Here is a 21,636-nt window from a genome sequence, read left to right as displayed (position 1 = left end):
GGTAAGGGCGATGACGGCCATAGGCATAGGCGCGGACGATGCGGCCCTGGAGCTCAAGGGCGTGCTCATCGAGCATCTCAAGGAGAAGGGCTACGAGGTCCAGGACTACGGGATCAAGGAGGGCGCCGACTACCCGGACGTCGCCGTCGAGGTCGCCGAGGCGGTGGCGCGCGGCGAGCACGAGCGGGCCATACTCTGCTGCGGGACGGGCCTGGGGATGAGCATCACGGCCAACAAGGTCCCCGGCGTGCGCGCGGCCCAGTGCCACGACGTCTACTCGGCCGAGCGGGCCAGAAAGTCCAACAACGCCCAGGTCCTCACCATGGGCCAGCGCGTGATCGGGCCGGAGGCGGCGAAGACGGTCCTGGACGCGTGGCTGGAGTCCGAGTTCGCGGGCGGCTCCTCGGCGAAGAAGGTCGAGAAGATGGAGGCTATAGACCGCCGCTACCACGGCGCGGCCTCGAGCTCCTAGGGCACGCCGGTGAAGATAACCGTGCTGGGCGCCGGGCAGATGGGCTCGGCGTTCGGCGCCCCGGCGCTCGAACGCGGCCACGATCTCCGCTACTGGGGCCCCGACTGGATCGACGGGCCCGCGCTGGAGGCCCTGGCCGCCGGCGCCCCCCACCCGGACTTGAAGACCGCCCTCCCCTCCCCCGTCGAGGCGACCACGGAGATCTCCGAGGCCGTCCGCGACGCGGAGATTGTCGCCCTGGCCGTGACATCTGAGGGGGCCGAATGGGTCTCCGAAGAGGCCGCGGCGGCGGTCCCCGAGGGCGTCCCCGTCCTCGTGTTCACCAAGGGCCTCGTCGAGCGCGGGGGGGAGATCGTACCGGCCGTCGTCAGGGTGCGCGAGATCTTTGGACGCTCCCATCCCGTGGTCGTGGTCGGCGGTCCGGTCAAGGCGATCGACCTCATCCAACGTACCCCCACCCAGACCGCCTACGGCAGCGGGGAGCGGGAGCACGCCCGCGAGCTCGCCCGCGCCGTCGAGACGGACTACTACCTCCCCGGCACGACGGACGACCTCCTCGGCCTGGGGCTCTGCGCCGCGCTGAAGAACTGCTACGCGATCGTCTTCGGCTACCTCACCGGACGCGAGGCGCCCCCGAACCTGCTCGCCCTCGCCTACGGCACCTCGCTCGGTGAGCTCTCGGCGCTCGTCGCCGCGGCCGGCGGACGGACGGAGACGGCGGCCGGACCGGCCGGCGCGGGAGACCTCTACGTCACCTGCCTGAGCGGGCGCAACGGCGATTTCGGCCGCCTGCTCGGCGAGGGCAACACGCCCGACGCGGCGCGGGAGAAGATGAACAACGCGACCGTCGAGGGCCTCGGCACGCTCCCGCCCGCGCTCGCGCTCGCGCGCTCGGTCGGGATGGGGAGGGAAGAGCTGCCGCTCCTCTACCACCTCGACGACGTGCTGGGCGGGCGCGTCGAGCCGGGCGGCTCCTCGCTCGCGACACTTCTCGCCGAGTAGAGAGCGGGAGGGTAAGCGCCTCGCTTACCCTCCTCGCCGCGCAGGCTGGGGTACGAGGGTACACGAGCTGCGGAGCAACGGTACGCCTCGGTCCGCCGCCATGCTTGCGCGGCCGATCCGTCCCCTACCGGGGCGGCCCTACGGCTCTATGTCGGCGACCGAGTCGAGGATCCGCGTGGGGCTGTAGGAGTACCCGTCGACGTGCACGCGCCGGGTGACGCCCGAGAGGACGAGGATGGTCTCCAGGCCGCTCTCGATGCCCATGATGACGTCGGTGTCCATGTTGTCGCCGATCATCACGGAGTCCTCGGAGTGCGCGTCTATGGCGTTGAGCGCCGTGCGCATCATCAGCGGGTTGGGCTTCCCCACGAAGTACGGCTTCACGCCGGAGGCGCTGGAGATAAGCGCCGCCATCGCCCCGGTGGCCGGGATCAGGCCGGTCTCGCTCGGTCCTTTTACGTCCGGGTTCGTCGCGATAAAGCTCGCGCCGGCGGCCACGAGCCGTATCGCCCTGGCGATGCGCTCGAAGGAGTACGACGCCGTCTCCCCGATCACGACGTACCTCGGGTCCGTGTCCGTGAGCGTGTAACCGACCTCGTGCAGCGCCGTCGTCAGCCCCGACTCCCCGATAACGTACGCCGTCCCCTCGGGGTGCTGCGAGTGCAGAAAACGGGCGGTCGCCATCGCCGAGGTGTAGATCGACTCCGGCGGCACCTCGAGGCCGCTGCGCTCCAACCGCAGCCTGAGATCTCGCGGGGTGAACAGGGAGTTGTTCGTGAGCAGAAGGAACTTCGCCCCGCGCTCCACGAGCCTGCCGATAAAGTCCGCCGCACCGGGTATGGGCGCCGCGCCCCGCATGAGGACGCCGTCCATATCGATAAAGTAGTTTTTGGGCTGCGAACGTTCCACTTTTCCTCCTGCTCGTCTACGACTGCCCGCGAGGATGCCGCCCCGAGTAGCGACGGAGGGCTCACCGCGAGGTGCCGGCCCGGACCGGGAGCGAGCGGCGTACCCCGGCCTCGTTCCCGCACGCGGCTTCTTCAAAGAAACGCGGCGAAGATCCAGGAGGGCATCCCCCGTGTCTTCGGAACCGGCCCGCATCCTGGCACGGCCGCCCACGGTATCCCCCCGCAGCCCTCTGGTCAACTCCGGAACGGGGCACGCCTCCCCCTGCGGTACCGGAGGCTCAGGGTCGATCGCCCTCTTCTCACGCGGAGGAGGAGCGGGGCGGCGTCGCGCAAGTCGTCGAGGGCGTGGAGGGCCCGAAAACAGCGGGGCCGCGGATCTCACGACCCCGGAAGAGACGCATCCTTGCCGCTCCGCTACCGTCTATCGTCTCCCCAGGAGCGCGAGCCGGCCTCTCCCTGCAGCTCCCTGCTGGCCTCCGGTCGCGGTGCACGAGAGAGGCGTCACTCGGACACCCGTACTTCGAGGGGCCGCGCTAGCCCCCGTTGGCGCCTCCGCCCGCCCGGGACCTGCGCTCTGTGATCTCGACGACGGCATCGAGGAACCTCCCCACGAGCGCCCTCTCCTCCGGCGCGAGCTTCGCGGCCGCCTCGTCGAGCTCTTCGGTGAGTGGAGCGACGTGCCGGGCGGCCTCCCGGCGCCCGGAGGGCGTCAGCATCAACACCAGGCTCCGGCGGTCCTCGCGATTGGGGCGTCGCTCGAGGTGTCCGGCGCGCTCCAGCCTGTCCGCCAGGGCGGTCACCGCGCCCGAGGTCACCGAGAGCCGCTCGCCGAGCCCGCGAGCGCTGAGGCCCTCCGCCCCCGCCAGGGCGAGGTGCTGCAGCGCGACGGCCTCCGTGAAGCCGAAGCCGAGCCTGCGGGCAAGGGCGGCCCCGTACCTCGTGTTGGCCGCGCTCAGCCGCCGCAGCTTCTCTGTGACGGAGCGGGGGGAGCTGTCGCTCGCGTTCGTGTAAACCACCGACCCTTCAGCAGATACCGGGCGAGCGGCAATCCTACACGAACGCTGGCAAGTAAACGCGACGACGGTTTCGCCGGCTCGGTGAGTATATGAACAGTTAAGAAATACAAACAACGGGAACATAGATGTAGTACCGACGAGTACGAGGAGGGCGGATCAGTTGCGCGGAGCGTACCCGAGGGCGGAGGAGAATCTCGTGCGGATGCTCGATGCCATCCACGCACGGATGCTCGATGACGGCGACGGGGGCGGACGGTCCGGCCCCTTGAAACTCGGGCCGGGGGACCTGGCCCGGATGGGGACCGGGGTGGGCCTGGACGAGGCGGAGACGGCGGAGCTGTTCCGCGACCTCGTGCGGGGAAACTACGTCCGCCTGCGCGGCCGCTACCGCGAGGGGGTCACCGGCCGGTCCGCGCCGGCGCACGTGGCGGGCCTCACCGATCGGGGCCTGCGCGAGTTGAGGCGCGACGCGGGTTCGCAGCGAGACGGCCCCGTGCCGTGACCCGGCGGAGACCTCGCGGTTGCACCTGCGTCTTCGGGCGCCCGCGCAAGCTTCAAGAGAACCCGAATCGGTACCACTAGAGGCGGCTACCAGGCGCCGAAGCATCCAAGGGAGAAGAGCATGAGCGAGTACGAGCAGACGCAGGTCGTGGGAGCCCCGCCCGACGAGGTATTCGGCTGGCTCTCCGACGTCGACAACCTCCCGAAGTACCTGCCCCCCGTCACGGACGCCTCCATCGAGGGACCCTCCGCCGAGGGGGTTCCGGGCCGGAGGGTGCGCACGACGCTGCAGTACCCCGGGGGCGACGGCTCCTTCGACGCCGAGGGCTACCTGGCCTTGGACGAGGGCCAGAGGCGCATGGAGTGGGGCGCCGAGGCGGGGCGCGACTACTCGGGCTGGCTCACCGTCGCGGGGTCCGGCGGTGGCGGGAGCGAGGTAACGGTCCACCTCTCCTTCGGGGAGCGCTCGGTAGAAGGCGAGCTCGGGGATCGGGCGCCCGAGGGCGAGGACCCGCTGGCGCGCGGGATCTCGGAGACGCTCGAGTCGATCCGCCGTCAGATAGAGGAGGGCTCGGGCAAGGTCGAGCCGTCGCCTCCCCCGCCGGGCGCGGACCCCCCGACCGACGACAACCCGGCGGTGGTCCGCGACGACCCGCCCGGCGAGTAGCACGCACCGAACCCCGCGGGCGTCCCGCGGCGCGAGCACTGCCGCATCTTCGAACGAATCGATGCCGGCCCGAGACGGTGGTGCTGACCTGCGAGGCGCGGCTCACCTTCGGGCCGCGCTTCGCAGGCCGACCCGGGGCCGGACGCTATCCGGTGGAAGGTGGCGAAGGCTCGGGTTCCACGAGGCTCGGCGCCGGGCGCTCGCCCCGCGCAAGAATCCATCCCGCCCGTTGCCCGCGGAAGCTCACGCGTGGTTCCAGTACGTGATCTCTCCGTCCTTGCGCGTGACGAACCTCACGCCGCCGTCCTGGCTCACCACGACCGCCACCGACCCCGGCAGCGCCCCGCACAGCCTGTAGGCCGAGCGGTGGCGGGTACCGACGCCGTCGGTCGACTCCCGCCGGACCCTCTCCCCCTCCGGATCCAGCGCGCGGGCCACCGTCCTCGCGGGGGGGAGCGCCCCGGAGATCTCCGCGCCGAAGCCCAGGATCTCGAAACGCTTGGTCATCACGACCGCCCCGTCCACCGCCGAGAGCCCGGCGATAAGGTGCGCCACCTCGAAGACGGCCTCGTCGAGCGCGGCGAGCCCCTCGTCCCGGCTCCCCTCGTACTCCCCCAGCCGACCGCCCTCGGGTAGCTGCCCTCCTCGCCCTTGCCGTGTACCTGCGCCAGGCGGTTCATGACGCCGACGATGAGCGTCCTGAAGCGGCGGCGGGGCTCGTCCTCGGCGAAGGGGTGGCGGAAGGCGAAGTACGAGTTCTCGCCCGAGAGCTCGTCCGTAAGCTCCGGCGGGACGAAGACGAGCGTCCCGCCGTGGTGGACGGCGCGCATCACGGCGATCACGCGCCTGATGGTGTGCTGGCCGACGAGGCGGATCAGGTCGGGGTCCAGGGGCGCCCAGGGCTCCCCCGCGGCGGCGGCCCGCCGCCGCGCCTCGTCGTGCAGCTCGACGAGCTCCGCCCTGACCGGCGCGAAGCTCGCCGGCAGCCACCTGGAGGCGAAGACGTCCGCCCTGGGACCGGAGAGCTTGCCCCCCCTCAGCTCGGCGACCGCCCGGTCGCCCCTGGACACCACGACGCGCCCCGGGCCCGTCACGTGCACGACGGGCGCCGGCGGGAGAGGCGCCGGGCGCCCCGCCCGCCCTGGGTGGCCCTCACCCACCCCGGGCCGGAGTGGACCAGGCCCAGACCTCAAGCCCGCCGTCCGCGGTCTCCCGAGCCCCGATGAGGGAGCGGTGGTAGTCGGCGGCCGGGGAGAGGCGCCTCAATACGTCCTCGTCGAGGGGCTGTGCCCGCGGGAAGGCGAGCCTGTGAAACCCGAGGGAGGTCCCCCACCGAGGGGAAAGGCCTCGGGGTCGGCCAGAACGAGCCGGAAGGAGACGGTCCTCTCCTCCTCGCGCATGAGGCCCGCCTGGTAGCAGGCGTCGAGCAACTCCTCGAGCGCGCCGAGGCTCGGCGCCGCCCCCCCGCTCCCCGCCCACGCCGATCCCCGCTCCCCGACGGGCGCTACCTCGTCCCAGCGCGACGCCACGAGGGCGGCGAGATCCCCGGGATAAGCACGTGCCATTCCTGCCTCCCTTCCGGGGACATGGTAGCCCAAAGCACCCCGTCCGGAGCTCCCGAAGCGCACCTTCGCCCCGAATTACCTCCCGGCCTTCGGCGCGTGACGCAGGCGCGGGTCAGAGGCGGCACCCGCCAGCGATCCCGACGCGGCGCGAGGCCCGAGCGGCTCGCCAGCATCGTTGCGATCGCTCTCACCAAGAAGCCCCTCTCGTTGCTTGACGGGGTGCTCGATCGCGGCTAGGCTGTGGTTATTGAACGTTTAATCAAGGGGGCTGGGTGGCCGAGGTGTTGGATCGGCGGGCACAGGTTCTGGAGGCGGCGTTCGAGGAGTTCGCGCCCGGGGGTTACGGGGGAGCGACGCTCGAGAGCATCGCGGAGGCCGGGGGGAGGCGGTCTCCGGCTTCGCGTTCGTTCGAGCACCCGCGCCATCGCGGGCGTGCTCATGCCGCGGGTCTGGAGGGCAGGTCGTTCCCGGCGCTTTCGGAGGGCGGTCTCGCCGACGAGGTGCATCCGAAGGTGACAAGCATTCCCCCGCGAGGGTTCCGGTTGGAGTGCCGGGAGTATACGTAGCGTTTCCGCGGTCGTGATCTAAGGTCCTGCGTCGGCCCGAGAGGGGTCAGGAAGGGGTCGGAAGTGAACGGTTTCCCGGAGAAGATACTGCTGGCGACCGACGGGTTGGAGAACACGACCCTCGCGGCGCGTGCGGCGGTGGATCTCGCGAACAAGGGCGGCGCGGAGCTGCACGTCGTCCACGTCTGGTTCAACGTCCCCCCCCCCACGCCAAGGGCTTCATAAGGAAGGGCCTGGAGGAGATCGGGCGGGACAAGCTCGACCGGCAGGTGCGCTCCATAGGAGAAGAGGGCGGGACGGTCGCGGGGGCGTACCTGAGGGAGGGGCACCTCGTCGGGGAGATCGTCGAGCAGGCCGAGGAGATCGGCGCGGGCCTCGTGATCGCCGGCAGCAGGGGGCTCGGGCGGCTCGGGCGCCTGGCCCTGGGCAGCGTCTCGATGGGGCTGGCCCACCGCTCGCGCTGCCCGGTGCTGATCGTGCGCGAGGGGGAGGCGGCGTGGCCGCCGGAGCGCGTGCTCGTCGGTTACGGCTCCTTCGAGGACACGAAGCGGGCGGGTCTCCTGGGCGCGAGCCTCGGCCGGGCTCTGGGCGCCGAGGTCGAGCTTGTCGGGGTGGGGGGCGACGCTCAGGGGGAGCTGCGCGACGTCGAGCAGACCCTCGAGGCCCGCGCGGACGAGATAGAGGGGGCGGTTGGCCTGCGCCCGAGGGTGCGAACCTCCGTGGGGGACGTGCCGGAGACGATCCTCTGCCTGCAAGCGGCGGAGGAGAAGCCCACCCTCCTCTGCTTCGGCTCCAAGGTCCTCGGAAGGGCCGGCCGCGTGATGGTGGGGGAGGCGCTGGACCAGGTGCTCGGAGAGTCGAAGGGCCCGATCCTCGTCACCCCGGAGCCGTACCAGACCTCGCAGGCCCGGACCCTCACCCACGGAGAGGCCGCGGGGCTCGAGGGGCCGGCGGTGCTCGTCGCCACGGACGGCTCGGAGGTCTCGCTGCGCGCCGCGGAGTACGCCGCGCAGGTAGCCGGCGGTCTCGGGGCCAGGCTCTTCGCCCTCTACGTCGTCGACGAGGATCTGACGTTCCACTCCGGCATCCACTACGGGGACTTCGTCGGGCGTCTCTCGGAGGACGGCCGGGAGGCGGCCGGGAAGGTGCGCGCCCTGGCCGAGAAGGCCGGCGTGGAGTTCGAGGAGCTGATCGTCCTCGGCAGGCCCGCCCGGGCGATCGTCGCCGTCGCCGAGGAGCTCGGGGCGGAGCCCGTCGTCCTGGGCTCCGAGGGGAAGTCGACGCTGGAGCACGCCCTGCTCGGCAGCGTCTCCGAGGAGGTGCTGCGCCACGCGAACCGGACCGTGCTCGTCGTCGGCGGACACCCCGGATCTTCCCCAGGGCTAGAGCGATAAACGAGCCGCCGGACGGAGCGCCTCATCGGCGCTCCGGGAGGTGGCCTCCGTCCGGCGGAGGGGAGACCGGTCTCGTGCGTGGGGTAGGGCTCGCGAGCGGGTCGGGGACCCCCGCGGCCGCGGGTCGGGCAGACATACGGCCCGGATGACGGACAACGGAGGTTCCACCCGTTAGGGCCAGGAGAGCCTCGCCCCCCGCAGGCGCTCGACCGCGTGGAGGTTGCGAAGCTTCCGGGGTCCGGCGCGAGGAGCGGGGCCGCAAGCCCGAAGACCCGAAGGCTCTTCGGCGCCGAGCTCAACACGGAGATGCGGCGCCCCCGAGGGAGGACGCGACGAGAAGCGGCGGCGCGCCGTTCCGTCGGACGTGAGCGGCGCCGGAGCGGCGGTCGAAGGGCGTCGAGAGATGCGGCGAACCCGTCGAGGGCGAAGCGGGAGGGCGGGGTCCCGGACGAGCTCGCGACGAGACGGCTCGGGAGATAATGCGTCTTGAGGAGAGGCGTACCGGGGTGGATCATTGAAGCATGAGGAGTAACGCAGCTTCGCCCGAGCGTGGGCACGAGAACTTCGCCGTGACGGGGTCGCTCGACCGGCTCGCGGGCAGCGCACGGAAGGTCTACCGCTCCCGATGAGCGGACCGGACGTCGTGCTCGACCGGCGCGCGCTCAATCGCGCCACGCTGGCGCGGCAGATGCTGCTCGGCCGCGGGGAGCTACCCGCCGACGAGGCGATCGAGCATCTCGTCGGCCTGCAGGCCCAGGCCCCGATGCCGCCCTACGTCGGCCTGTGGACGCGCCTGAAGGACTTTCGCCCCGACGAGCTGGCGCGCCTGATCCTGGACCGCAGGGCGGTGCGCGTCGCGCTGATGCGCAACACCGTTCACCTGGTCAGCGCCCGCGACTGCCTACGGCTCCGTCCCCTCGTGCAGCCGGTCATAGACCGCGGCTTGTACTCCAACCGCGCCGAGCGCGCGAACCTCGAGGGGGTAGGCCTCGGGGCGCTCGCCGACGCCGGCCGCGAGCTGCTCGAGGAGAGGCCGCTCACCGCCAAGGAGCTCGGCGGGCTGCTCGGGGAGCGTTGGCCGGGACGTGACCCCGCCTCCCTCGCCCGCGCCGTCCGCCATCTCTTGCCGCTCGTGCAGGTGCCGCCCCGCGGCGTCTGGGGGAGGAGCGGGCAGGCCACCCACACGACGGTGGAGGCCTGGCTCGGCCGTCCGCTCGACCCGGAACCCTCGCTGGACGAGACCGTCGTGCGCTACCTCGGGGCATTCGGACCGGCCGCCATCAAGGACGTGCAGACCTGGTCGGGGCTGACCCGGCTCGGCGAGGCCGTCGAGCGGCTCCGGCCGCGGCTTCGGACCTTCCGCGACGAGGGGGGCAGGGAGCTGTTCGACCTGCCCGAAGCCCCGCGGCCCGGCGCGGACGTACCGGCCCCGCCGCGCTTCCTGCCCGAGTTCGACAACCTGATCCTCTCCCACGCCGACCGCACCCGCGTCATCGCCGACGAGCACCGCAGGGCCATTGCCTCCAAGAACGGCATGGTCCCGGCCGCCGTGCTCGTCGACGGCTTCTTCCGCGGGACGTGGAGGACGGAGCGTGCCCGGTCGAAGGCGACGCTCGCGATCGAGCCGTACGAGACCCTGACCGCGCAGGACCGCGACGCCCTAGCCGAGGAAGGGGAGCGGCTCCTCCGCTTCGTCGCGGAGAACGCCGGCTCGCACGAGGTCCGATTCGACGGGGGGGCCTAGCCCTCCTCGCCCCCGCTTCGTCGAGTCCGCGCTTTACACCCGCGACCCTCGCCGCAACGCCCGCCAGGCCCGGACCAGGTCCCCGCCGGGGCGCAGGGCCTCGCTGAGGAGCACGAACGCGTTGGTCACGACACCAGAGGCGACGAGCAAACCCCGCGCTCCGGGGACGCCGCGCCGCAACCCGTAGGCGGGGATCACGAGGCCGACGACCACGGTCGCCAGCGTCCCCGCCGAGTACATCGCGGCTCGCGCCGTCGGCGAGGCCGCCCGGAGGGACGCGGGCTCGACGCGCGCTCAACAACGGGAGGCGTGAGAACACCCAGCGCGCACCCGGCGGGTAGAGATGAGGGTGGCTCGTGCCGTGGAGCCCGTACCCGGTGAAGCGGATGCCGAACGCGCGCCCGACGAGATAGTGGGAGAAGGCATGCTCCGAGAAGTACGCGAGGGTACGGCTGGAGATCAGCCAGGGCATGCCACTCGAACCCTTCCGGCCCGCGTACCAGGCGAGCGCGGCCGCGCCGAGGAGCCCGCCGGCCTGAACGGCGTTGCCCCGCGCAACGGAGAGGGTGAGCCAGGGCTCGATGCGCCTCGAAGCGGTCATATACGCGTCCTCCTTCGTACCGGTCCAACGATACGACCACCTTACCCGCCTCCGCCCTATTCCTCCCGAAGGTCGCCGTCCGACGGAGCGGTACTCCTCGACGCGTCCGCCGCCAGCGAAGCTCCTCCGCACGCCTCCCCGCCGGGCCCTACCGCGCCGTCCCCGCATTACGACGACCGGGCAAGGGAGCCCCGATCCGATGGTCTCGGGGCGCCCGAGCGCGAGGGGAGGCGACGCGCGAGGGGGTGGAGCCGGCCTCGCGCGGCGCACCGCCGCCCCGCGTCCCCAGGGAAGGTCGGAGGCGTGCGACTCCTTCGGTCACGTTCTCCTCCTTCCGGGCGTCTCGTGGAGCGGATCTCGTCAGGGCAGGATCAGGTGCAGGTCGCCGAACTCGTGCCAGAGGTACTCCTCGCGCAGGGCCTCCTCGTAGGCGAGCCGGAGGCGTCCGCGCTCGACGAGCGCCTCGAGCATCGCCAGGTGGCTCGAACGCGGCTCGTGCAGGCCCGTGAGCATCGCGTCCACGGAGCGGACGCCCCGCTCGGGGGTCACGATCAGGCCCGTCCAGCCCTCCCCGGGGTGCGTCGTCCCGTCCGCGTCCGTGACGGTCTCGAGCGCCCGCACGGCCGTGGTCCCGACCGCGACGACCCTCTTGCCGTGCCCGCGGGCGGCGTTGACCTGGCGCGCCGTCTCGACCGGGACGCGGTAGAACTCCTCGTAGGGCGGCTCGTGGTCCTCGAGGCTCGCGACACCGGTGTGCAGGATCAGGGGCGCCACCATGATGCCGCCCGCTACGAGGCGCGTTACGAGCTCCGGCGTGAAGGCCCGCCCGGCGGAGGGCATCTCGGCGCTGCCCCTCTCGGTGGCGTAGACGGTCTGGTAGTAGCCCGCGGGCCACCGCTCCCGGACGTACCCGTAGCGGATCGGGAAGCCGTGCCGGTCGAGGTACCCGATCAGCGGCTCCGGGAGGCTCGGGGTAGAGAGCCAGAGCCGGGGGCTGTCCTCGCGGTAGGGCCTGTGCAGCGTGACCGTCGCCCCGCCGGGCAGGTAGAGGGTCTCGCCGGGCGTCGCACCGCGGAACGGTTCGGTGGCGTCCCCGGCCGGGAGGCGGAGCTCGACGGTCCACAGGCCCGCCGGCAGACGGGTCGAGAGGCGCAGCTCCAGCACCGTGCCGTCCTCGCGCTCGGCCTCCACGGCCGCGTTCATCGTCCCGCTAGTGTTGACGACCAGCACGTCGCCGGCCGACAGCAGGTCCGGAAGGTCACGGAACCGGGCGTGGGACACCCGGTCGTCGTCCCTGTGGGAGACCATCAGGCGCACCTCGTCCCGGGAGAGGCCGCGGGCCTCCGGCGGCTCGCCGGCCTCCAGGACCGCGGGCAGCTCGAACTCGAGCGGCGCGAGGTCACGAAGCTTGCCGTTGGGGCTCTCGGCGGGTAGGAATCGTAGCGTCATAGAACCATCAACCTCCGTCCACGGGGATAAGGAAGCGCGCCTCGTAGCGCCCGCTCGGCAGGCTGCCGGTCAGGATCTCGACGAGACCGGGCACGCTCTCCTCCGGCGGGGGACGGTCGCTTATGTCCTCGCCCGGGAACGCCTCCTGGTGCATGCGCGTGCGCATGTTGCCGGGGTCGACCCGGTAGACGCGCAGCCCCGGGTTCTCCGCGGCGAGGATGTTGGAGAGCTGTTCGAGGGCGGCCTTGCTCGACCCGTACCCGCCCCAACCCGGATAGGGCTCCGTCGCGGCGTCGCTGGTCACGTTGATGACGCGGGCGCCGGGCTTCAGGTCCTGCTCGACGGCCTGTATGAGGGCGAGCGGCGCGAACACGTTGTTCTCGTAGACCTCCGCGAGCGCCCCCAGCGGGTAGTCGAGCAGGGCGGGCTGCGGGCTCGGGCCGAGGATGCCCGCGTTGTTCACGAGGGCGTCCAGGCCACCGGCCTCCCTCGCCGCCTCCGCGAGCGCCCGGCGGTGTCTCTCGTCCGTCACGTCGCCGGGGACGGCGACGACGTCGGTCCAGCGCGCTAGCTCCGCGCGGGCGGCTTCGAGGTCCCCCTCGCCGCGGGCGTCCACGATAAGGGTCCAACCGTCTTCGGCGAGAGCGCGGGCCAGGGCCAGTCCGAGGCCGCGGGAGGCGCCGGTGATCAGGGCCGTTCGCTTCTCGTTCGAGGTCATTGTGGGGCTCCTTCTCTGGCTTATGCCTAGAGGATGCCTCGCGAGGGGCCCCGCGCCATCGCGCGGAAGTACGGTCCGTCCCTGTACGGGAGTACAGGTTTTCTAGGCGGGGAGCCGTATCAGGCCGCGCCTGACGGCGATGCTTACCGCCTCGGTGCGGTTCTCGGCGCCCAGCTTGCTCAGGAGCGAGCTGACGTGGAACTTTACCGTGCGCTCGGTGACGAACAGCTTCTCGGCCATCGCCCTGTTCGAGAGTCCCTCCGCGACCAGCCGGAGCACCTCGAGTTCCCGGGGCGTCAGGGCGTCGTGGCCCCCCTCGTCCCCCTCCACGTGCCGCAGCAGCGCGGCCGTCGCGTCGGGGCCGAGCAGGGAGCCCCCGGCGTGGACGACGCGTACGGCCTCGAAGATGTCCCGGCGCGAGGCGCCCTTGAGCAGGTAGCCCTTCGCGCCGGCGCGCACGGCGGCCAGGATGCGCCGGTCGGTGTCGTAGGCGGTGAAGACTAGCGTCCTGGCCTCGGCCCCGCTCTCCCTGAGGCGTTGCAGGGCGGCTACGCCGTCCGTGCCGGGCATCTCGAGGTCCAAGAGGATCACGTCCGGCCGCAGACGTTCCGCCAGCCGCACGGCCTCCGCGCCGTCGGCCGCCTCGCCCACCACCTCGAAGTCCGGCTGCGTGCCGAGGACGGCGACGAGACCCTCGCGCAGCATAGGGTGGTCGTCGGCGACGAGGATGCGGATCTTCTCGCCCTCCACCCTAGAGCCCCTCCAGCGGGACCGTCGCCTCCAAGACGCTCCCCCCGCCGGGCGCGCTTCTCAGAACCAGCGCGCCGCCGAGCCTCTCGGCCCGCTCTCTCATGCCCACGATCCCGTGGCGCCCCGCGGGTATCCCCGAGACGTCGAAGCCCCGGCCGTCGTCCTCGACGGCGAGCCGGGCCCTCCCCGGCGTGACGACGAGCCGGACGGTGACGTGTTCGGCCCCCGCGTGGCGGGCCACGTTCGCCAGCGCCTCCCCGCAAACGCGGTACAGCGCCGCCTCGACGCGGGGCGGCAGGGGACGCGCGCCGTTCACCGCCTCGAAGCTCGCCCCGACGCCCGTCTCCGCCTCCCACGCCTTCACGAGGACCTCGAGCGCCCCGGCGAGCGGCCGGTCTTCGAGCGGGGCGGCCCGGAGGTCCAGGACGGAGCGCCGGGCCTCCTCCAGGTTCGCCTGGGTGAGCGAGAGGGCGCGGCGAAGGGGCGTTCGCGCGGGCTCGGGCGCCCCGCCGTCGAGCAGGGCGTCCGCGGATTCGAGCTGCAGCGTGGTGGCGGCGAGGCCCTGGGCGAGGGTGTCGTGGATCTCGCGCGCCAGCCGGTTGCGCTCCTCCAGGGCGCCGAGGCGGGCGCTCCGGGAGAAGAGCCGGGCCCTCTCCACGGCGATGCTGAGGAGGTCGCCGATGGTGTAGAGCAGCTGAAGGTCCCTCTCGGAGAGGCTCTGCCAGTCGGGGCTCGCGACGTTCATGACGCCGAGCTTCTCCTCCCCCGAGTGGAGCGGGATGGAGGCGTGGTAGCGCAGGCCGTCCGTGCCGTCCACGAGGCCGCCGAGCCGCGTGCACTTGAGCACGTTGACGTTCGCGGCCCCCGCGAGGTCGCCCCTCCTGTAGGAGTCGAGGCAGTAGCAGTAGCCCGAGCCGTCCATGCGCGCCGGGTCCTCCGCCAGGGCGGGCGGGAGGTTCCGGGAGGCGGCCAGGTAGGTCTGCGGCGAGTCCTCGGCGACGAGCCAGATCCACCCGGTCCGCAAGCCCAGCAACTCGGAGACCTCGGCCAGCGTGAACTCCAGCGCATCGCTCAGGTCCACCGAGCGGTTGAGCTCGCGCGCGATCGCGTTAAGCACGGAGAGCTCGTGGTTGCGGCGCTCCAGATCCCTCTGTCCGTCTTCGGGCTCACCCATCGAACCCGAGTCTACCAGCGCAAGAAAGGGAGAACGAAGGGCCCGGATAAGGACACCCAGAGCAATTACGGAACGGGCGTCTGAAGCGCTCAGGGTCTGTGGAGGGTCAGGAGTTCTAGCCCGAGAGCGAGTCCGGGAGTTCCGGACGCCCCCGACGCGCGAAGCCGTGCGGGACGCCGGATCCCCAACATCAAACGGCGGGGGAGTCCCCTGCTGGCAGCACCGGACGTTTTGCAGCAAGGTCGATGGAGCCTCACGGCCCCGGGGCTCTACGCACGGTGCTTGCGCAGGGCTTCGTTTATCGCCTCCCCGAGCCGGTTAGCGGTCTCAGGGGACAGGTTCCTCAGGACCAGGTCAGGCCCGCGCCGCCGGGGCACCGTTATCTCGGATAAGCTGGTGGCGGGGTTCCAGAAGGTGTAGGACGCCGGTTGCGCCCCCATGTCGTCGAAAGACACGAACTCCTCGCCGTAGCGGAGACCGTTCCTACCCAACCTTATGCGGTTGCCATACACGTCTCGCGCTTCCGTGGTCCACCTCCTCTCAGCCACCCGACCACGCCAGGCTCCCGAAGTCATGTTCCTCGGCGTCTTCGCGGTCCGTCCTTTCTACCCCCTTCGGCGAAGCTCGCGGCGGGCGTCGCGCTGCTCTCCGTCCACCGGCGCTGGAGCCGCCGGGATCTCCCTCCGCGTCCTCCAGAACGCGAACCTGCTAAAGGCTTGCCCGGCTTCGCCCTCCCACCTGGCACGAGCTGATGGTAGCCGAAAGGCGCCGTTGGCGACGCGCGGGGCGTCCTGTGCAAGCACCGGTTGCGGGCGAGGCCCGCTCCTGCTGCACGCACGGCTACCCCGCGTCAGCCGGTTCGGAATCGGGGCACGGGGTGCTAACCTCAAGGAGCGGGGACGGCGGCCCCTCGCAACTGCTGGGCGCCCTCGACGGGCACGCGGCGGATATTCGTTCGATACGGAGGTACTAGCGACGATGGCATTCTCACTCTCTGTTCTGGATCTCTCACCGGTCCCTTCCGGCTCGGACGCGGCCAGGGCGCTTCGGAACACGCTGGAGCTCGCGCGGCTCGCCGACGGTCTCGGCTACGAGCGGTACTGGCTCGCCGAGCACCACAACCTGCCCAGCGTCGCGAGCCCCGTGCCGGAGGTGATGATCGGGCACGTGGCGGACGCGACCTCCCGCATCAGGGTGGGGGCCGGGGGCATCATGCTCCCGAACCACGCGCCGCTGAAGGTCGCCGAGACCTTCCGGGTCCTGGAGGCCCTGCACCCGGGCCGCATCGACCTCGGCATCGGCCGCGCCCCGGGCACCGACCCCGTCACGGCGGCGGCGCTGCGCGGCCCGAGGGGGAGCGCGGGGGCCGAGGACTTCCCGGAGCAGTTCGGCGAGCTTCTGGCCTTCTCTGGCGACGGCTTCCCCGAGGATCACCCGTTCCGTTCGATCTCCGCCGCCCCCGAAGGCGTGGATCTGCCGCCGATCTGGCTGCTCGGGTCGAGCGGCTACTCGGCGAAGGCGGCCGGCGAGATGGGCCTGGGCTACGCCTTCGCCTCCCACTTCAGCCCCGTGGACCCCACGCCCCTCCTCGGCGCCTACCGCGACAACTTCCGCCCCTCGGAGAGGTTCCCGGCGCCCCACGCCATCCTCGCGGCGTCGGTGATCTGCGCCGACACGGACGAGCGGGCCGAGGAACTGGCCTCGTCGATGGGCCTCGCATGGGTGCGCATGCGGACCGGCAAGCCCGGCCCCTTGCCGAGCCCCGAGGAGGCGCTCGCCTATCCATACACGCCGGGCGAACGCAGGCTGCTGGAGAGCTACCGCTCCATGCAGATCGTCGGGAGCTTGCCTTCCGTGCAGACACGCCTCGAAGAGATCGCCGAGCAGACTCTGGCGGACGAGATCATGGTCACCACGATGGTCCACGACCACGCGGAGAGGCTCCGCTCGTACGAGAAGCTTGCCGGGGCTTTCGGGCTGGATCGCGCCCCGGCGGGCCAGAAGGTCGGGGGCTAGACCCGAACCTACATCACGCTGACGGGATCTCCCTCCCGGATCTCCCCCTCCTCGACGACCCGGGCGCAGATGCCGCCGCGCCCTTTGAGGGCCTCGGTCATGCCCGGCTCGGTTAGCCGCTCCACGTAGCGGCAGATCGAGCACGGCTTCTGGTACTCGAAGACCGCCTCCCCGATGCGAAACTTCTTGCGGCGCACCCCGTCGAGGCCGAGGCCCCGCAACACCACGTTGCGCCGGTGCTCGCCCCCCATCACGCGCACCCCCGCCTCCCTCTCCATCGCCTCGAGGTCCTCGGCCTCGACGAGGGTGACCTCGCACGACCTGCCGAACCGGCTCCAGTGCCCGGCGCCCTCGGCGTAGCGATCCCCCTCCAGGCCCCTGCCCACCAGGGCACGCGCCTCCCCGACACGCTCGGCCCTCGCCCCGGCCCGCGAGGCCACGTATATCCCTTCGACGAAGCCCGACACAGCGTTCTCCTCAAAAACTCGCCACGGGTGACCGAAGAAACACCGGCGCCCAAAGCCCAACCCTGTCGCAAAAAGAGTCGCGAGCCCGATGGCATCTCCCGACCTATTCTACAAACCCAACGCCTGCATTAGCAACCGACCGTTCGGTTTCAAAGAAGCCAGGACAAGCTGCCGCTACTCGAAGTCAAGACGGGGCCAGGGCTCGGCTCTGGACCTCGCTCTTCCCCGTCTCCGTGGGTCCGGCCGGGCCGCGCCCCTTCTTCCATTCGTCCCACAGCCACGACTCCCACAACGGGTACGGCAACGTCTCTTCGTCCGGGGGGTTGCTCGTCAGCTTCTCGGCGCAGTGGAGCCAGAAGCTTGCGTAGCCGCCGAAGCGCGCGCTCAGGAGTTGCAGGTCTTCGCGGTAGGCGAGGGCCAGGTGGACGGCCAGAGGAGTGGGCATGGTCTCGCGGTGCGCGGCGTTGACCTTGCGCCTCTCGACCGGCAGGGCGCGGGCGGGATCTACCCGAGAAACGAGTAGAGGCGTTGCAGCAGACGGTCGGGTGGAGGTGGACGTCTTCGAGGAACCCGACGAAGATCTGCTCGTCCCGTAGAAGCGCCGCCACCTCTCGAGGCTCCGGAGGTACTTCGTCTCGGCGACCACTTCGGGCTCCCGGAAGAAGCGCTCGAAGAACCGGTCGTCGGCCTCCGTCTCCCTCCCCATCTCTGCCAGGTGCCTGAGGCGCATCAGCGCTGAGGAGTAGAGCCTCTCTATGGGGTTGCGCATGAAGAAGACGATCCTGGCGTCCGGCATGAGCTCGTGGACGCGGGCGACCTCCGCTTCTTCGAGGATCGCGTACTCCGGGGTCGCCTCTCCGGTCTTCCTGCCGCCGCCCTCCTCGAAAAGGGAGGCGTACCATCTATCGGAGGGCGGGAGGGAGAGGAACTTGAGCGCCCACGACAGGGTTCCCGGCTCGGGCTTCCTCCCGGATCGGCGAAGGATGCTCCGCAAGAGGCGCTTCGACTGGTTCCGCCAGTACCAGGGGTACCAGTCCTCGTCGGTGTACCCCGTGCGGCAGAGCCTCATCAGCGAGACGACGAACGGCGGTTCCTTGGCTCTCTGGTCGAAGTAGTGGATCTCCTTCAGCGGCGGCGTCCACACGTCGGGGTGGCGGGACAGGTTCGAGGCCAGCCAGCTCGTGCCCGCCTTCTGCGCCCCTATGATGAGGAAATCGGGGAACGGCATCCCTCAGGCGCGAAGCCGGGCTCGAGCGGCCGGCCTCGCCTCCACCGCCCTACCCTCCGATACCGCGGCGGCGCACCTCGTACGCGAGCACCGCCCCCGGTACCAGCAAGAGCGGCGACACGAGGCACCCGCAGGGCACCACTACGCAGCCGAACCTGGTGTTGCCCCGCCTCGTCCAGAACATGCGCATCCCTTCGTCGTTCGATCGCACCGAAGCGCCCGTCGCCGCTCCGTACCCGCAGAGGACGAAATCTACCCCTACCTCGCAAGGGCACGAAGCGCTCCGGGAGAGCCCACTCGCGCGCCTCTTCGGGCCGCTCCATGACGCATCGGCGCTATGGGCTACCCGGAAGACGTGCCCTGCGGCCTGTGGAAGGCTCCGCGCGAGCCGGGGCTCGGGCTTCTAGTCGTCCGAGTCGTGGGCCATCTCGTCGATCGCGACGGCCACCGCGAGGACGAGGCCGTCGTCCTCGCCCGGGAGGACGTCGACGCTGTAGGTGTCGCTCATGGTGAGCCGGTGCTTGGATATGCGGGCGACGGGGTCGCCCTGGCGGCTGATGGCGTACTCGTGGTGCAGGATGTCTCCCTGGGCGGTCAGGTCGACGCCGCCCGCCACGTCTATGGAGAACTTGTGGCGGAAGGGCGCGAAACGCGCCTTGCGGATGGTGGCGATCGTCGAGCCCCCGCGCAGGATGTTCATGCTCTCGCGCAGGGCGAGCTTCTTCTCGCGGATCGTGGCCACCTCGCGGCCCCGCATGTCCTCGATCACGAACGTCTCGCGCAGCCTCATGACCTTGCCGTCGACCTTGTAGACCGGTCTTCCGGCCTCGTCGGTGATGTCGAAATCCTCGCCTATGGAGACGAGCCGCTGTCGCATCGTGTAGCGCGCCATGCATCCTCCCGGAGTGTTCGGTTACCACGGCCCATACCCGCGAGCGCCCTGCCCGACACCGGAGACGCGCGCGTCGGGAGGCGGCTCACCTGCGGCGGAGCTCCCGGAGGTTGTCCCACAGGACGTAGGCGCCGACGGCGAGCACGGCGAGGACCACGAGAGGCCAGAAGAACTCGTAGACGACGATGAGCGCGGCGACCACCGCGAGGCCGATGTTCGCGCTGCTCAAGAGGTTGGTGAGCCGGCGCCTGAAGCCGGCCTCGACGAACGCGAACACCGCCACGCCCGCGACGAGCCCCGCGGTGAGGTGCTGGCGCGCCTGGATCACTATCAAGACGAGGGCGACGAGCATGAGCCCCACGCTCGCGGCGGCCCACACCTCGGCCACCCGACCGGCGCGCAGGTCGGCGTCGGAGGCGGGCGCGTGCGGGCGGGAGAGGTGGGCGCGTGCGGGACCGCGCTCGCCCGCCCTCAACCGTCCGGCGTACTCCCCGAGCGACTCCCGGACGTCCATATCGGCGGCCAGCCGCGCCCGGAGCCGTTTGATCTCGCCGGAGAGCTCCCCCGTCTGCCTCATGCGGTCCTCGTACGATGCGTCGAGGTGGGACCTGTCCCTCATCGCCGCGACCTCCACCCCGAGCCCCTTGAGCTTCCGGCTCTTCTCTTCGATCTCCGCGCGGAGGGCGGCGCACCGCGACTCGATCTCCGCTCGCCTCTCCAGGGCGGTCCTCAGCTCCCCGGCCGAGGTGGGCACCTTGTCGAGACCGGCCCACCCGACCGGGTCGTACCAGGCGCGGCGCGGGCTCTCGTCGCGGTTGTACATCGGGCCCGAGGGGGCGTCCTCGCCCTCGAAGGGGTCCCGCGTGTAGAGCCCCCACAGCCCCCGGTACCCGGAGACCCAGCCCGGCAGCGGCTCGGTGAGTACCCGCGGGGGATCCCAGGCCTCGTCCCCGCCCTCCCCGATCGTCAGGCCGTCGCCACGCGCGTAATCCACGAAGGGGATGCGCAGGTACCCGCCTCCCTCGTTCGGCCTAGATCGTCCCCCGAACCCCGCGTACTGGCGCATCTTCTCCCTCCAGAAAGACCGCACGGCGATCGCGGCCCTGGCGGGCAACGCCGGTAGGGGGAGACGCACCTCGGTCAGGTACTCGCCCGCGACGTAGAAGCTGGCGTGGGAACCGGCTCCGACGTAGACCACCGGATGCTCCCCGACCTTCTCCAGCTCCGGATCGTCCCACCGGCGCCGGAGGTCGTCGCCGGAGTATTCGTGGGAGGCATAAGCTACCCATTCCGGGCGTGCCTCCCCTTCCGGTTCGGAGAGGTAGACGGAGACCGACTCCCAGTCGGCCTCGTGGTCGTTCGCCCCGAAGAACCCGGAGCGCCAGTCGTTGAACGGGTAGAAGAACCAGTATTGCAGGACCACCCAGTCGTCCTGGCGGAACACCCGGCCGTGGTAACGGTAGTGCTCGCCCTCCTCCTCCATGATGCGCTCGTAGCGCGACGCCGCGAGCGACGCGGCCTCTCCCGGCACCCGTCCCCGGGCGAGCAGCACGATGGAGTACAGGGCGTCCATGATGCGGGAGAAGTACCCGACGCGCGCCAGCCGGCTCCGCCCGGCGCGAAAGGCCTTGCGCGTCTTCCTCAGCCCGGCGCCCCTGCGGAGGGGCGTGAGGGGCGAGATCGGCCCCTCCTCGCTGCGAGGATCGGCGAAACGAAGAAAGTGGACGGCCCCGAACCCGTCGACGGTCTGCTGCGGGAGCCGCTCCAGGGTCAGCTCCCCGGCCGGGGTCACGCAGACCGCCTCTTCGCCGGGCCGCTTGACCCAGAGGCTGCAAGCCCGCACGTAAGGCTCGACGTCCATCGGGTAGAACTTGTCTCCGCTCGTGGAACGGACGACGGGCTCGAAGCGCCTCAGCAGGGCGAGATCCCCGCCGGCCTCAGTCATCGCTCGACGCCCCGGAAGCCGGTCCCACGTCCTCCCGCCCGGGATGATGAAAGACCACCCGCACGTCGTGGGAGTTCAGGTACAGAACCATCAAGATGCAGTAGACCATCACCCCGTAGACGTAGAGCGGCGCCGTTTCGGTGTAGAGCCAGAGGCAGATCGCGAGGCTCGTCCCCTGCGAGAGCGCGGCCAGGATCCAGCCGCGACGCGACAGAAACAGGAAGCCCAGAGCCGCCAGAAGCGCCAGTACGGCGGGCGGCGCGAACAACAGGGAGGTCGCCGCCCCGATCGCCCGCGCGGACGGCGACTCGGGGTCCAGACGGCGCCAATCGACCCGCGACAGCTCGTAGAGGACGACGCCCGCAAGCCCCGCCGCCTGCAGCAAGAGGAGCAGGCCGATCACCCGTATCGGCCTGCGGCCCGTCTCGTCCACGCGCGCCGGGTCCGACGGGATGCCCGAATCGTCCCGGCGGACCGGGTGCTCCACCATCTTTCCTCCCTCTCCCTGATGCCTCTCGGAGAACCGCGGGGAGACCGATTGTAGACCATACGCGCCCCGCG

25 protein-coding genes are annotated in these 21,636 nt (G+C 71.1%); 8 read left to right on the top strand and 17 right to left on the bottom strand.

Annotated elements, in window-relative coordinates; genetic code table 11:
* Nucleotides 1-10: 10 nt before the first annotated feature.
* Nucleotides 11-472: a ribose 5-phosphate isomerase B gene (gene rpiB, locus GBA65_RS01650; protein ID WP_166395095.1), complete on the top strand. Its 462-nt coding sequence runs from the start codon at nucleotides 11-13 to the stop codon at nucleotides 470-472.
* Nucleotides 473-481: 9 nt separating this feature from the next.
* Entirely contained in the window at nucleotides 482-1,474 is a 993-nt protein-coding gene (locus tag GBA65_RS01645) for an NAD(P)H-dependent glycerol-3-phosphate dehydrogenase (protein ID WP_166395094.1), read from the top strand.
* A gap of 138 nt (nucleotides 1,475-1,612) precedes the next feature.
* On the opposite strand, the gene GBA65_RS01640 is transcribed toward GBA65_RS01645, so the two are convergent.
* Both GBA65_RS01640 and GBA65_RS01635 read right to left on the bottom strand, forming a co-directional pair.
* Nucleotides 1,613-2,347: an HAD-IIA family hydrolase gene (locus tag GBA65_RS01640; RefSeq protein WP_166398279.1), complete on the bottom strand. Its 735-nt coding sequence runs from the start codon at nucleotides 2,345-2,347 to the stop codon at nucleotides 1,613-1,615.
* Between the two features lie 568 nt (nucleotides 2,348-2,915).
* The gene (locus GBA65_RS01635; RefSeq protein ID WP_166395093.1) at nucleotides 2,916-3,398 is read right to left on the bottom strand and encodes a MarR family winged helix-turn-helix transcriptional regulator; all 483 of its coding nucleotides are present in this window, start codon (nucleotides 3,396-3,398) and stop codon (nucleotides 2,916-2,918) included.
* A 160-nt stretch (nucleotides 3,399-3,558) separates the two neighbouring features.
* Here GBA65_RS01635 and GBA65_RS01630 point away from each other — a divergent pair, with 160 nt between their 5' ends.
* A complete protein-coding gene (locus GBA65_RS01630) occupies nucleotides 3,559-3,900 on the top strand; it encodes a hypothetical protein (RefSeq protein WP_166395092.1) in 342 nt (113 codons plus the stop codon).
* 120 nt (nucleotides 3,901-4,020) lie between these two features.
* Nucleotides 4,021-4,566 (top strand): SRPBCC family protein, encoded by a 546-nt coding sequence (locus GBA65_RS01625; protein ID WP_166395091.1) that lies wholly within the window; start codon nucleotides 4,021-4,023, stop codon nucleotides 4,564-4,566.
* Between the two features lie 243 nt (nucleotides 4,567-4,809).
* Here the strand turns inward: GBA65_RS01625 and GBA65_RS01620 are convergent, their stop codons facing one another.
* From GBA65_RS01620 to GBA65_RS01610, 4 genes are read right to left on the bottom strand one after another with little or no spacing between them, the layout of a single operon-like run.
* The gene (locus tag GBA65_RS01620; RefSeq protein ID WP_166395090.1) at nucleotides 4,810-5,121 is read right to left on the bottom strand and encodes a diadenylate cyclase; all 312 of its coding nucleotides are present in this window, start codon (nucleotides 5,119-5,121) and stop codon (nucleotides 4,810-4,812) included.
* On the bottom strand, nucleotides 5,073-5,666 hold the full coding sequence (locus GBA65_RS01615; RefSeq protein WP_166395089.1) for a hypothetical protein: 594 nt from the start codon (nucleotides 5,664-5,666) through the stop codon (nucleotides 5,073-5,075). Before GBA65_RS01615 ends, GBA65_RS01620 begins: the two co-directional genes overlap by 49 nt.
* A 52-nt stretch (nucleotides 5,667-5,718) precedes the next feature.
* Nucleotides 5,719-5,832, bottom strand: coding sequence for a hypothetical protein (locus GBA65_RS25730; RefSeq protein ID WP_323127068.1), 114 nt, complete (start codon nucleotides 5,830-5,832; stop codon nucleotides 5,719-5,721).
* A complete protein-coding gene (locus GBA65_RS01610) occupies nucleotides 5,829-6,131 on the bottom strand; it encodes a putative sensor domain DACNV-containing protein (RefSeq protein ID WP_166395088.1) in 303 nt (100 codons plus the stop codon). Before GBA65_RS01610 ends, GBA65_RS25730 begins: the two co-directional genes overlap by 4 nt.
* 629 nt (nucleotides 6,132-6,760) lie before the next feature.
* Between GBA65_RS01610 and GBA65_RS23855 the strand changes: the two genes are divergently transcribed.
* The 3 genes from GBA65_RS23855 (at nucleotide 6,761) to GBA65_RS01595 (ending at nucleotide 9,835) form a co-directional block, all read left to right on the top strand.
* On the top strand, nucleotides 6,761-6,922 hold the full coding sequence (locus tag GBA65_RS23855; RefSeq protein ID WP_228281604.1) for a universal stress protein: 162 nt from the start codon (nucleotides 6,761-6,763) through the stop codon (nucleotides 6,920-6,922).
* A gap of 44 nt (nucleotides 6,923-6,966) precedes the next feature.
* Nucleotides 6,967-8,091 (top strand): universal stress protein, encoded by a 1,125-nt coding sequence (locus GBA65_RS23850; RefSeq protein ID WP_228281602.1) that lies wholly within the window; start codon nucleotides 6,967-6,969, stop codon nucleotides 8,089-8,091.
* 625 nt (nucleotides 8,092-8,716) lie between these two features.
* Nucleotides 8,717-9,835: a winged helix DNA-binding domain-containing protein gene (locus tag GBA65_RS01595; RefSeq protein ID WP_166395087.1), complete on the top strand. Its 1,119-nt coding sequence runs from the start codon at nucleotides 8,717-8,719 to the stop codon at nucleotides 9,833-9,835.
* 33 nt (nucleotides 9,836-9,868) lie between these two features.
* Here GBA65_RS01595 and GBA65_RS01590 read toward each other — a convergent pair whose 3' ends face one another.
* The 6 genes from GBA65_RS01590 to GBA65_RS01565 all read right to left on the bottom strand — a co-directional run bounded on the left by GBA65_RS01590 (nucleotide 9,869) and on the right by GBA65_RS01565 (nucleotide 15,075).
* A complete protein-coding gene (locus GBA65_RS01590) occupies nucleotides 9,869-10,075 on the bottom strand; it encodes a hypothetical protein (protein ID WP_166395086.1) in 207 nt (68 codons plus the stop codon).
* A gap of 721 nt (nucleotides 10,076-10,796) precedes the next feature.
* Nucleotides 10,797-11,885, bottom strand: coding sequence for an S-adenosylmethionine:tRNA ribosyltransferase-isomerase (locus GBA65_RS01585; RefSeq protein WP_166395085.1), 1,089 nt, complete (start codon nucleotides 11,883-11,885; stop codon nucleotides 10,797-10,799).
* Nucleotides 11,886-11,892: 7 nt separating this feature from the next.
* On the bottom strand, nucleotides 11,893-12,603 hold the full coding sequence (locus GBA65_RS01580; RefSeq protein WP_166395084.1) for an SDR family NAD(P)-dependent oxidoreductase: 711 nt from the start codon (nucleotides 12,601-12,603) through the stop codon (nucleotides 11,893-11,895).
* Nucleotides 12,604-12,705: 102 nt separating this feature from the next.
* Nucleotides 12,706-13,353 (bottom strand): response regulator, encoded by a 648-nt coding sequence (locus tag GBA65_RS01575; RefSeq protein ID WP_207956052.1) that lies wholly within the window; start codon nucleotides 13,351-13,353, stop codon nucleotides 12,706-12,708.
* 1 nt (nucleotide 13,354) lies between these two features.
* Entirely contained in the window at nucleotides 13,355-14,527 is a 1,173-nt protein-coding gene (locus tag GBA65_RS01570) for a GAF domain-containing sensor histidine kinase (RefSeq protein ID WP_166395083.1), read from the bottom strand.
* A gap of 269 nt (nucleotides 14,528-14,796) precedes the next feature.
* Nucleotides 14,797-15,075 carry a hypothetical protein gene (locus GBA65_RS01565; RefSeq protein WP_166395082.1) on the bottom strand — a complete coding sequence of 93 codons (279 nt, stop codon included), beginning with the start codon at nucleotides 15,073-15,075 and terminating at the stop codon, nucleotides 14,797-14,799.
* A gap of 430 nt (nucleotides 15,076-15,505) precedes the next feature.
* Here GBA65_RS01565 and GBA65_RS01560 point away from each other — a divergent pair, with 430 nt between their 5' ends.
* Entirely contained in the window at nucleotides 15,506-16,543 is a 1,038-nt protein-coding gene (locus tag GBA65_RS01560; RefSeq protein WP_166395081.1) for an LLM class flavin-dependent oxidoreductase, read from the top strand.
* A gap of 8 nt (nucleotides 16,544-16,551) precedes the next feature.
* On the opposite strand, the gene GBA65_RS01555 is transcribed toward GBA65_RS01560, so the two are convergent.
* The 5 genes from GBA65_RS01555 to GBA65_RS01535 form a co-directional block, all read right to left on the bottom strand.
* On the bottom strand, nucleotides 16,552-17,010 hold the full coding sequence (locus tag GBA65_RS01555) for an MOSC domain-containing protein (protein WP_228281599.1): 459 nt from the start codon (nucleotides 17,008-17,010) through the stop codon (nucleotides 16,552-16,554).
* 184 nt (nucleotides 17,011-17,194) lie between these two features.
* The gene (locus tag GBA65_RS01550; protein ID WP_166395079.1) at nucleotides 17,195-18,238 is read right to left on the bottom strand and encodes a sulfotransferase; all 1,044 of its coding nucleotides are present in this window, start codon (nucleotides 18,236-18,238) and stop codon (nucleotides 17,195-17,197) included.
* Between the two features lie 403 nt (nucleotides 18,239-18,641).
* A complete protein-coding gene (locus tag GBA65_RS01545; protein ID WP_166395078.1) occupies nucleotides 18,642-19,130 on the bottom strand; it encodes an LURP-one-related/scramblase family protein in 489 nt (162 codons plus the stop codon).
* A gap of 85 nt (nucleotides 19,131-19,215) precedes the next feature.
* Entirely contained in the window at nucleotides 19,216-21,075 is a 1,860-nt protein-coding gene (locus GBA65_RS01540) for an AAA family ATPase (RefSeq protein ID WP_166395077.1), read from the bottom strand.
* Nucleotides 21,068-21,565: a hypothetical protein gene (locus tag GBA65_RS01535; RefSeq protein ID WP_166395076.1), complete on the bottom strand. Its 498-nt coding sequence runs from the start codon at nucleotides 21,563-21,565 to the stop codon at nucleotides 21,068-21,070. The genes GBA65_RS01540 and GBA65_RS01535 overlap by 8 nt, the downstream gene beginning before the upstream one ends.
* Nucleotides 21,566-21,636: the final 71 nt, after the last annotated feature.

This window comes from Rubrobacter marinus (assembly GCF_011492965.1).
Classification (GTDB): domain Bacteria; phylum Actinomycetota; class Rubrobacteria; order Rubrobacterales; family Rubrobacteraceae; genus Rubrobacter_F; species Rubrobacter_F marinus.
The sequence above is the reverse complement of the archived record's forward strand: the minus strand, read 5'-3'. Positions and strand labels throughout refer to the sequence as shown.

Bases quoted from the DNA above. Each gene is read 5' to 3' on its own strand.
- GBA65_RS01595 (WP_166395087.1), top strand. From the start codon at position 8,717: ATGAGCGGACCGGACGTCGTGCTCGACCGGCGCGCGCTCAATCGCGCC.
- GBA65_RS01580 (WP_166395084.1), bottom strand. From the start codon at position 12,603: ATGACCTCGAACGAGAAGCGAACGGCCCTGATCACCGGCGCCTCCCGC.
- GBA65_RS01610 (WP_166395088.1), bottom strand. From the start codon at position 6,131: ATGGCACGTGCTTATCCCGGGGATCTCGCCGCCCTCGTGGCGTCGCGC.
- GBA65_RS01585 (WP_166395085.1), bottom strand. From the start codon at position 11,885: ATGACGCTACGATTCCTACCCGCCGAGAGCCCCAACGGCAAGCTTCGT.
- GBA65_RS01625 (WP_166395091.1), top strand. From the start codon at position 4,021: ATGAGCGAGTACGAGCAGACGCAGGTCGTGGGAGCCCCGCCCGACGAG.
- GBA65_RS01570 (WP_166395083.1), bottom strand. From the start codon at position 14,527: ATGGGTGAGCCCGAAGACGGACAGAGGGATCTGGAGCGCCGCAACCAC.
- GBA65_RS01545 (WP_166395078.1), bottom strand. From the start codon at position 19,130: ATGGCGCGCTACACGATGCGACAGCGGCTCGTCTCCATAGGCGAGGAT.
- rpiB (WP_166395095.1), top strand. From the start codon at position 11: ATGACGGCCATAGGCATAGGCGCGGACGATGCGGCCCTGGAGCTCAAG.
- GBA65_RS01540 (WP_166395077.1), bottom strand. From the start codon at position 21,075: ATGACTGAGGCCGGCGGGGATCTCGCCCTGCTGAGGCGCTTCGAGCCC.
- GBA65_RS01535 (WP_166395076.1), bottom strand. From the start codon at position 21,565: ATGGTGGAGCACCCGGTCCGCCGGGACGATTCGGGCATCCCGTCGGAC.
- GBA65_RS01550 (WP_166395079.1), bottom strand. From the start codon at position 18,238: ATGCCGTTCCCCGATTTCCTCATCATAGGGGCGCAGAAGGCGGGCACG.
- GBA65_RS01590 (WP_166395086.1), bottom strand. From the start codon at position 10,075: ATGTACTCGGCGGGGACGCTGGCGACCGTGGTCGTCGGCCTCGTGATC.
- GBA65_RS01560 (WP_166395081.1), top strand. From the start codon at position 15,506: ATGGCATTCTCACTCTCTGTTCTGGATCTCTCACCGGTCCCTTCCGGC.
- GBA65_RS01640 (WP_166398279.1), bottom strand. From the start codon at position 2,347: ATGGACGGCGTCCTCATGCGGGGCGCGGCGCCCATACCCGGTGCGGCG.